Source organism: Streptomyces sp. NPDC058231 (genome assembly GCF_042882275.1).
Classification (GTDB): Bacteria; Actinomycetota; Actinomycetes; order Streptomycetales; family Streptomycetaceae; genus Streptomyces.
In genome coordinates, this window is the sequence record NZ_JBHVWN010000069.1 from 1 (window position 1) to 9,566 (window position 9,566).

8 protein-coding genes are annotated in these 9,566 nt (G+C 70.7%); 7 read left to right on the forward strand and 1 reads right to left on the reverse strand.

Annotation, left to right across the window (positions count from 1 at the left end; translation table 11 throughout):
* Nucleotides 1-447: 447 nt before the first annotated feature.
* Entirely contained in the window at nucleotides 448-642 is a 195-nt protein-coding gene (locus tag ACFVXE_RS31465; protein ID WP_389676307.1) for a hypothetical protein, read from the forward strand.
* A 356-nt stretch (nucleotides 643-998) separates the two neighbouring features.
* On the opposite strand, the gene ACFVXE_RS31470 is transcribed toward ACFVXE_RS31465, so the two are convergent.
* Nucleotides 999-1,337, reverse strand: a complete 339-nt coding sequence (locus tag ACFVXE_RS31470) for a DUF779 domain-containing protein (protein WP_389676309.1) — start codon at nucleotides 1,335-1,337, stop codon at nucleotides 999-1,001.
* A gap of 625 nt (nucleotides 1,338-1,962) precedes the next feature.
* Here ACFVXE_RS31470 and ACFVXE_RS31475 point away from each other — a divergent pair.
* The 6 genes from ACFVXE_RS31475 to ACFVXE_RS31500 all read left to right on the forward strand — a co-directional run bounded on the left by ACFVXE_RS31475 (nucleotide 1,963) and on the right by ACFVXE_RS31500 (nucleotide 9,546).
* A complete protein-coding gene (locus ACFVXE_RS31475; protein ID WP_389676310.1) occupies nucleotides 1,963-2,979 on the forward strand; it encodes a LacI family DNA-binding transcriptional regulator in 1,017 nt (338 codons plus the stop codon).
* Nucleotides 2,976-4,520 carry a sugar ABC transporter ATP-binding protein gene (locus tag ACFVXE_RS31480; RefSeq protein WP_389676311.1) on the forward strand — a complete coding sequence of 515 codons (1,545 nt, stop codon included), beginning with the start codon at nucleotides 2,976-2,978 and terminating at the stop codon, nucleotides 4,518-4,520. The genes ACFVXE_RS31475 and ACFVXE_RS31480 overlap by 4 nt, the downstream gene beginning before the upstream one ends.
* Complete coding sequence (locus tag ACFVXE_RS31485; protein WP_389676312.1) at nucleotides 4,510-6,465, forward strand: substrate-binding domain-containing protein; 1,956 nt, start codon at nucleotides 4,510-4,512, stop codon at nucleotides 6,463-6,465. Before ACFVXE_RS31480 ends, ACFVXE_RS31485 begins: the two co-directional genes overlap by 11 nt.
* 46 nt (nucleotides 6,466-6,511) lie before the next feature.
* Nucleotides 6,512-7,417 carry a ribokinase gene (locus tag ACFVXE_RS31490; protein ID WP_389676314.1) on the forward strand — a complete coding sequence of 302 codons (906 nt, stop codon included), beginning with the start codon at nucleotides 6,512-6,514 and terminating at the stop codon, nucleotides 7,415-7,417.
* The gene (gene rbsD, locus ACFVXE_RS31495; protein WP_389676316.1) at nucleotides 7,414-7,803 is read left to right on the forward strand and encodes a D-ribose pyranase; all 390 of its coding nucleotides are present in this window, start codon (nucleotides 7,414-7,416) and stop codon (nucleotides 7,801-7,803) included. Before ACFVXE_RS31490 ends, rbsD begins: the two co-directional genes overlap by 4 nt.
* A 123-nt stretch (nucleotides 7,804-7,926) precedes the next feature.
* A complete protein-coding gene (locus tag ACFVXE_RS31500) occupies nucleotides 7,927-9,546 on the forward strand; it encodes an APC family permease (RefSeq protein ID WP_389676318.1) in 1,620 nt (539 codons plus the stop codon).
* Nucleotides 9,547-9,566: the final 20 nt, after the last annotated feature.

Here is a 9,566-nt window from a genome sequence, read left to right on the forward strand (position 1 = left end):
TATCGGGGGGACCCTCCGCCTTGCGATCGCACGCACCAGACGCCGCCGAGCCCGCCCTCCGGGCGGACGGCGCTACTTTCGAAACACGCCCTAGGGTGCCGCCCCGTCGGCAACAGACGTCGCGGCGACGGAAGTCGGGAGCGGGGACGCCCGGAAGGCGTCCCCGCTCCTTCGCCGGTCCCGCGAGCAGAGGCATGCCCGCGACCGGGACAGGTACGACAGCGGAATGACGGCCGCCGCACGGGCGGTGAGCAGGGACGATTCATGCCCTCGGGCCGAGGCGCAGGGCATGCGGGGGGCGACGGGCGGCGGGGTGTCACCGACGGGCGGACGGTGACAGTGGGTCAACACCCGGATGGCGGACACGCCAGTGCGCCAGATGGCTCCTCCGTTACGCCACACTGGCGGCCGAATGCCGCAATTCCGGCGCGGCGGAGGAGGTTGGCCATGGCCATTTCGATCTCATTGGTGCTGCTTCTGCTGATCCTTGCGGTGCTCTTCCTCCGCAACGGTGGGCTCAAACTCTCGCACGCGATCGTGTGCGCGCTGCTCGGGTTCTTCCTCGCGGGTACGAGCATGGCCCCGACGATCGAGGAGGGCTTGACCGCCACGGCCGACGTCGTCAGCAGCCTCCAGCCCTGACGTGAACCCCGTGCCGGCTGACGTCCGTCACCCGTCGTCGCTCTGCGATCGCGGGCCGGACGCCGGTACGGGTGGATGAGCGGGGTTCGGCGAGTTCGTGGGCCGCAGGTCCGGCGCCCGTGCCTGCTCCTCCACGGACTCGTGGTCTCAAGTGCGGTGCCCGGATCGCCGGTTCGTCCCGTCCGTCGCGGAGCCCGCCGCGACCTCGGAGTACGCGCGGGCAACCGCCGCCGGCATCAGGCGCACGCTGCTGCGGGACAGGGGCGGCGGCACGTCGCCCTCCTACGCGCTGCGGTCCGGTGCCGGCCGTGCACGACACCCGGCGAAGTGCGCCGACGCGGCATGCCCCGCGCGGGTCAGGTGCCGACGAGCCGCGAACGGATCAGGAACCGCACCCCCTCCGGCGCCTCCAGGGAGAACCCGCTGCCACGCCCCTGAACCACATCGACGATCAGCCGGGTGTGCGCCCACACCTCGAACTGACTCTTCGACATCCAGAAGGGAACCTGTTCCGCGACTCCCTCGACGGCGAGTGAGGCGAGCAGGACGTCGGAGCCGCCGGTACGGAATTCACCGTCCTGGTAGCACATGGGCGCACTGCCGTCACAGCAGCCGCCTGACTGATGGAACATCAGAGGTCCATGGGTACGGTGCAGTTGCCGCACGAGGTCGGCGGCTGCGGGCGTGAGCTCCACGAGAGGAGCGTCCGAAGGGGGCACGTGTCGGCCTTTCGCTGTCCGGCGTCGGTGCGATGAGCTCAGCCAACTCCCCGCAACGTTGCGGCAGGGTTGCACGGCAGCCCGTCCAGCCGGTGCGCGGCCGGACCCGACGGCACTCCGAGCGGTGTGAGCGGCGCCGGCGGACCGGCCGGGCGCCCGATCGCAGCGGGCGACGGGTGAGGTCCGGCACCGGATCCGCGCGGGAGCGGAAGGCCGGGAAACGACTGCGCCGTGACCGCCCCGCGCGGGCGGGGCGTCCCGGGCGGTCGTCTCCCGGGCTGGACCCGTACCGAGCGGACGAGGGAGCCGCTCTGCCTTCCGTCCCGTACGGAGGACGCGGACCACCGGCGCGAGGGCCGTGCGAACACCCTGCTCGCGGGGCAGCCGAAAGGCGGACTCTCCGCCGCCCCGGGAGCTCCTGCCGCGCCCCGCTCATATGAGTGACTTTCGTTACGGTTGGGTCTCTCCGGACGGAAAAGGGTTGCCTTCGAGGCGTGTAATCGATTCCAATCGGTCGTGTAATCGATTCCACGGATTGCGGCGCGGAGCGCTGGGTCCTGGATTCGAGGCTCCACGGAAACCACAAGGAGGTGGTCCGGCAGTGGCGAGCATCAAAGATGTCGCAGCCGAGGCGGGCGTGTCCGTCGCCACGGTGTCGCGCGTCCTCAACAGTCATCCGTCCGTGAGTCCCGATGCGCGGGCCCGCGTCCTCAGCGCCGTCGACGCGCTCGGCTACCGGCCCAACGCCGTCGCCCGGTCGCTGCGCACCGACCAGACGCGCACCCTCGGGCTGATCATCAGCGATGTGCTCAACCCGTACTTCACGGCACTGGCCCGCTCCGTGGAGGAGGCGGCCCGCGCGCTCGGGTACAGCGTCATCATCGGGAACGCCGACGAGCGGCCCGAGCTCCAGGACCACCATGTCCGCACGCTCCTCGACCGCCGGATCGACGGCCTGCTGGTCTCGCCCGCCGACGGCGGCTCCCAGCAGATGCTCGACGCGGTGCGCGGCGGCACCCCCATGGTCTTCGTGGACCGCTGGATTCCCGGTGTGGACGTGCCCGTCGTGCGCGCCGACGGCTGCCCCGCGGTGCGTGAGCTCGTCGCCCACCTGTACGGCCTCGGCCACCGCAAGCTCGCCATCATCGCCGGCCCCGCCGCCACCACCACCGGGAGTGAACGTGTCGAGGCATTCCGTGACGCTCTCGGCAGGCACGGGCTGAGCCTGCCCGACGCCTACATCGGACAGGGCGACTTCCAGGCGGACAGCGGACGGCGCGCCACCGAGTGGTTCCTCGCCCTGCCCGAGCCGCCCGACGCGGTCTTCGCCGCCGACAACCTGATGGCGCTCGGCGCGCTCGACGCGATCCGCGCACGCGGTCTGCGGGTTCCGCAGGACATCGCGCTCGCCGCGTTCGACGACATCCCGTGGTTCGTACACACCGATCCGCCGATCACGGCGATCGCCCAGCCGACCGGAGACCTCGGCCGAGCCGCCGTACGTGCACTGGTCGACGTCATAGAGGGCCGCTCCCCGCAGTCCGTCACTCTTCCCGCCCGTCTCGTCGTACGCAGGTCCTGCGGCGAGCCCGCTTCGTACCAGAGGAGCAACCTGTGAGCAGTCAGGACGAGTTGCTGCGGATCGAGGGAATCCGCAAGACCTTCCCCGGCGTGGTCGCGCTCGACTCCGTCGACTTCGATCTGCGCCGCGGTGAGGTGCATGTCCTGCTCGGTGAGAACGGCGCAGGCAAGAGCACACTGATCAAGATGCTCTCCGGGGCCTACCGCCCGGACAGCGGACGGATCCTGGTCGACGGACACGAGGTGCGTGTCCACGGTGCCCAGGACGCCGAGCGGCTCGGCATCGCCACCATCTACCAGGAATTCAACCTGGTTCCCGAACTGACCGTCGCCGAGAACATCTTCCTGGGACGCCAGCCGCGGCGCCTCGGGATGATCGACCGCAAGAAGATGGAAGCGGACGCCGAGGAACTCCTGCGCCGCGTCGGTGTGCGTGTCTCACCGAAGGCCAAGGTGAGCGAACTGGGCATCGCCCGGCTGCAGATGGTGGAGATCGCCAAGGCGCTCAGTCTGAACGCCCGCGTCCTGATCATGGACGAGCCGACCGCCGTGCTGACCAGCGAAGAGGTGGAGAAGCTCTTCCGGATCGTTCGGCAGCTGCGCGAGGACGGCGTGGGGATCGTCTTCATCACCCACCACCTGGAGGAGATCGCGGCACTCGGTGACCGGGTCACCGTGCTCCGCGACGGCCGCAGCATCGACCAGGTGCCCGCCTCGACTCCGGAGGCCGAGCTCGTACGGCTCATGGTCGGGCGCAGCATCGACCAGCAGTATCCGCGCGAACGCCCGGAGACCGGCGACGTGCTGCTCTCCGTGCGGGGACTGACCCGCGGCGGCGTCTTCCACGACGTCAGCTTCGACGTGCACGCCGGAGAGGTCGTCGGACTCGCCGGCCTCGTCGGCGCCGGCCGCACCGAGGTCGTCCGCGCGGTCTTCGGCGCCGACCCCTACGACGCCGGCAGCGTCGAGGTGCGGGGCGAACGGCTGGGCAAGGGCGACGTGAACGCGGCCATGGGCGCCGGGATCGGACTCGTACCCGAGGACCGCAAGGGCCAGGGACTGGTGCTCGACGCCTCGGTGCAGGAGAACCTCGGCCTGGTCACGCTCCGTTCGGCCAGCCGCGGCGGTCTCGTCGACCTCAAGGGGCAGCGCACGGCCGCCGCCAGGATCGCCGAGCAGTTGGGCGTACGGATGGCGGGCCTCGGCCAGCACGTCCGGACGCTGTCCGGTGGCAACCAGCAGAAGGTCGTCATCGGGAAGTGGCTGCTCGCCGACACCAGGGTGCTCATCCTGGACGAGCCGACCCGCGGTATCGACGTCGGCGCGAAGGTCGAGATCTACCAGCTCATCAACGAGCTGACCGCCTCCGGCCACGCGGTCCTGATGATCTCCAGCGATCTGCCCGAGGTCCTCGGCATGAGTGACCGCGTGCTCGTCATGGCGCAGGGCCGGATCGCCGGCGAACTGCCCGCGCACGAAGCGACCCAGGACGCGGTGATGGCCCTCGCCGTCAGCGCCCCGTCCGTCACAACCACCCCAGATGTGAACGATGAAGTGGAGGGCTCCCGTGGCCACTGACACGCGCAAGAGCAACACGGGCGCAAGTGGCGCCTCGGCGCTCCGCCGCATTCTGCTCGACAACGGCGCGCTGAGCGCCCTGGTGGTCCTGGTGGTGGCGATGTCGCTGCTCTCCGGCGACTTCCTGACCACGCAGAACCTGCTCAACGTGGGTGTGCAGGCGTCCGTGACCGCGATCCTCGCGTTCGGCGTCACCTTCGTCATCGTCTCGGCGGGCATCGACCTGTCCGTCGGCTCGGTGGCCGCGCTCTCGGCGACCGTACTCGCCTGGATGGCGACGTCAGCGGGCGTGCCCGTGTGGATCGCGGTGATCCTCGCCGTGGTCACCGGTATCGCCTGCGGCCTCGTCAACGGCGCGCTCGTCTCGTACGGGAAGCTGCCGCCGTTCATCGCCACGCTGGCGATGCTCTCGATCGGCCGCGGCCTGTCCCTCGTGATCTCCCAGGGCAGCCCGATCGCCTTCCCTGATTCCGTCTCGGTGCTCGGTGACACGCTCGGCGGGTGGCTGCCCGTCCCGGTCCTCGTGATGATCGCGATGGGGCTGGTCACGGCAGTCATCCTCGGCCGCACCTACATCGGCCGTTCCATGTACGCGATCGGCGGCAACGAGGAAGCGGCCCGGCTCTCGGGTCTCCGCGTCAAGCGGCAGAAGCTCGTCATCTACGCGCTCTCCGGTCTCTTCGCCGCGGTCGCGGGCATCGTTCTCGCCTCCCGCCTGGTCTCCGCGCAGCCGCAGGCCGCGCAGGGGTACGAGCTGGACGCGATCGCCGCAGTCGTCATCGGTGGCGCCAGCCTCGCGGGCGGCGTCGGCAAGTCGTCCGGAACGCTGATCGGCGCACTGATACTCGCCGTGCTCCGCAACGGCCTCAACCTGCTGTCCGTCTCCGCCTTCTGGCAGCAGGTCGTCATCGGTGTCGTCATCGCGCTCGCGGTCCTGCTGGACACCGTGCGCCGGCGGGCCGGCAGCGGTTCCGGGACGGCGGGAGCCCCGTCCGGCGCATCCGGTTCCGGAGGGAAGAAGGGGGCGGCGAAACTCGTGATCGCCGCGGTGTGCGCGGCGGCCGTGGTCGCAGCCGTGACCTTCTTCAACCCCGGTTCCTCGGGCACCACCACCAAGGTCGGCATGTCGCTGTCCACGCTGAACAACCCCTTCTTCGTGCAGATGAAGGAGGGCGCGCAGGCGGAGGCCAAGCATGCGGGCATCGACCTCACGGTGACGGACGCGCAGAACGACGCTTCCCAGCAGGCCAACCAGTTGCAGAACTTCACCGGCGAGGGCGTCAAGTCGATCGTCGTCAACCCGGTGGACTCGGATGCGGTGGGTCCCGCGGTGCGGGCCGCCAACAAGGCCGACATCCCGGTGATCGCCGCCGACCGCGGCGTCAACAAGGCGGACACCGCGACGCTCGTCGCCTCCGACAACGTGGCGGGCGGCAGACTCGCCGCGAAGACGCTGGCCGAGAAGCTCGGCGGCAAGGGTGACATCGTCGTCCTGCAGGGCACCGCGGGCACCTCCGCCAGTCGCGAACGCGGCCAGGGCTTCGCCGAGGGAATCAAGGCGTACCCGGGGATCAAGGTCGTCGCGTCCCAGCCCGCGGACTTCGACCGCACCAAGGGCCTGGACGTCATGACCAACCTGCTCCAGTCCCACCGGGGAGTCACCGGAGTCTTCGCCGAGAACGACGAGATGGCACTCGGCGCGGTCAAGGCGCTCGGCAGCAAGGCCGGCAACTCCGTCGCCGTCGTCGGATTCGACGGCACCCCCGACGGCCTGAAGGCGGTCGCCGCGGGCAAGCTCTACGCCTCGGTCGCCCAGCAGCCGAAGGAGCTCGGGAAGATCGCCGTGCAGAACGCGGTCGAGGCAGCGCGGGGCAAGAAGATCGCCGGCACGGTCAAGGTCCCGGTGAAGGTCGTGACGGAGAAGAACGTCGCCGACTTCTCCTGACCGCCCGCCCATGGATCCCATGGATCCCAGTGAAAGAAGGACAGTGATGCGCGACCACGACCTGCTGGTCGTAGGGTCGGCCAACGCCGACCTGGTGATCGGCGTCGAGCGGCGCCCCGCGCCGGGCGAGACCGTGCTCGGTTCCGACCTTGTCGTCCACCCGGGCGGCAAGGGAGCCAACCAGGCCGTCGCCGCGGCCCGCCTCGGCGCCGGGACCGCCCTGCTCGCCCGGGTGGGCGACGACGCTCACGGGCGACTGCTGCTGGAATCGCAGCGCGCGGCCGGCGTGGACACCACCGGTGTCCGCGTCGGCGGGGCGCCCACCGGGGTCGCGCTGATCACGGTGGATCCTTCGGGTGACAACAGCATCGTCGTCTCGCCCGGGGCCAACGCCCGGCTGACCCCCGACGACGTCCGGGCCGCCGCCGACCTGCTCGCCGGCGCCCGGGTCGTCTCGGCACAGCTGGAGATCCCGCTGGAGACCGTGGCGGAGGTCGTCCGCACCCGGCCGCCCGGTACCCGGTTCGTACTGAACCCGTCGCCGCCCGCGCCCCTGCCCGAGGACGTACTCGCCGCCTGCGACCCGCTGGTCGTCAACGAACACGAGGCCCGGTTCGTGCTCGGAGCTGCCGCGGGACCCGGCCCCGAGGACTGGGCGCGAGGACTCCTGTCCCTGGGCCCGCAGTCAGTGGTGATCACGCTCGGCGCGGACGGTGCACTGGTCGCCGACGGCCGTACCGACACCGTCGTGCGCATCCCGAGCCTCAGGGTGGAGGCCGTCGACACCACCGGTGCCGGTGACGCCTTCACGGCAGCCCTCGCCTGGCGGCTCAGCCTCGGCGAGGACCTCGCCACGGCTGCCGCCTTCGCCGTGCGGGTGGGCGCCGCAGCAGTCACCAGGGAAGGCGCGCAGGCGTCCTTCCCGACCGCCGAGGAGGTTTCCGCACTGTGAAGAAGGCCGGAATCCTGAACCGTCATCTGGCCGGGGCCCTGGCCGAACTGGGCCACGGCGACGGAGTCCTCGTCTGCGACGCGGGCATGCCCGTTCCACCCGGCCCGCGCGTCGTCGATCTCGCCTTCCGCGCCGGGATACCTTCGTTCGCCGACGTGATCGAGGGCCTGTTGGACGAGCTGGTGATCGAAGGCGCCACGGCCGCGCACGAGGTGCGGGAGGCGAATCCGGCCGCGGCCCGGCTGCTGGAAGGGTGCCTGCCGGGTCTGCAACTGGTCGCGCACGACGAGCTCAAGGCGCTGTCGGCGGGGGCGCGGCTGGTCGTACGCACCGGGGAGGCGCGGCCCTACGCCAACGTCCTGCTGCGCTGCGGAGTGTTCTTCTGACGGATGCGCTCCGCGCGCTCACCCGTATCCGTGTACGAGGCGGCAATCCTTCGGCGGTGACCGACGGCGCGCGTGGCACGCTGGGCACTCGTATGTCCCCGACCGTACGAGGAGACGTGCCACGTGCCGCCGAACCCGCCACCGGACTCCTACGCCGCCCCGGCTGTGGTCGTCGAGGAGCACCGGCTCCGCAAGGAGCTCGGATTCTGGGGTCTCACCGCGATCGGGTTCTCCAACATCCTGGGTTCCGGGTGGCTGTTCGCCGCCATGTACGCGGCACAGACAGCGGGCCCGGCCGCGCTGCTGTCCTGGATCGCGGCGGGCGCGCTGTGCGCCCTGGTGGCACTGGTCATGGTGGAGCTCGGAGCCACCCGCCCGGAGGGCGGCGGCACCGTGCGCTGGCCGCTGTACGCCAGCGGACGGCTGGTCGGTACGGTCATCGGCTGGTCCGTGCTGCTCTCGGTCGGTGGCACGGCCGCGGAGATCAGCGCCATCATGCAGTACGCCGCGCACTATCTGCCCGGGCTGTACGACGAGGGCAGGCTGACCGCCGCCGGCGTCGGTGTGGCCGTCGCACTGAGTGCTGTGCTGACCGCGCTCAACTGGTTCGCCGTGAGGATGTTCGCGCGGCTGAACAACCTGGTGTCCGTGTTCAAGGTCGTCGTCCCCGTCGTCACCGTCGTGGCGCTGTTCTTGTCGGGTACGCACTCCGGTCGCCTCACCGATCACGGCGGTTTCGCACCGTACGGCTATGCGGCCTGCCTGACCGCACTTGCCGGCGGCGGCATCGTGTACTCCGTCAACGGATTCCAGGCGCCGCTCGACTTCTCCGGCGAGGCCCGTGATCCGCGCCGCACGGTGCCTGCCGCCGTGCTCACCGGGATCGGTCTCGCCGTCCTCGTCTACCTCGGTCTCCAGCTGGCGTTCCTGTTCACCGTGCCGGACTCCCTGCTGGGCGACGGCTGGCACGGGGTCGACTTCGAGTCACCGTTCGGGCAGCTCGCCCTGGTGCTCAACCTGCACTGGCTGGCCACGCTGCTCTACGCCGACGCGGTGATCTCACCCGGCGGTTCGGCGTACGTGGGCGTGGCGATCGACGCGCGGCACACGTACGCCCTGGCCAAGAACGGCCTGCTGCCCCGCTTCTTCATGCGCATCGATCCGCGGTCCGGCATGGCGCACCGGGCGCTGGTGCTCAATCTTCTGGTCATCGTCGTCTTCCTGCTGCCGTTCGGCGGATGGCAGGACATCGTGAGTGTGATGGGCGACATGTATCTGCTCATCTACGCCGCCTCGGCGGTCGCCGTGGCCGTGTTCCGGACGCACGACCGGGAGAGCGGAACGGTACGGACCGAGGGCCGGTCGCCCGGGGTGCGCTGGATCGCGCCGGTGAGCTTCATCGTGTCCAGCGAGTTCGTCTACTGGTCGGGCTGGCACGATCTGCGGCTCGCGCTCCCGCTCGTCCTCGCCGGTGTTCCGCTCCACCTGCTGCAGCGGCGCGGCACCGGAGGAGCACCGGCCCGCGTCGAGCTTCGGCACGGCGCCTGGCTGGTCTGCCACCTGGCCGCGCTGACCCTGTTGTCGTGGCTCGGCAGCTTCGGCGGGTCCGGCCGGCTGCCCGCTCCGTACGACTCCGTGGCGGTGGCCGCCGTCGCGCTCGCCGTGTTCGGCTGGGCGGTGCGCTCGGGCGCATCCCAGCTGCGGACCGTTCCGGACGGCCTGGCCGCGGTCCCACCCGTCTGAGCGGACCCGTGACACCGTTC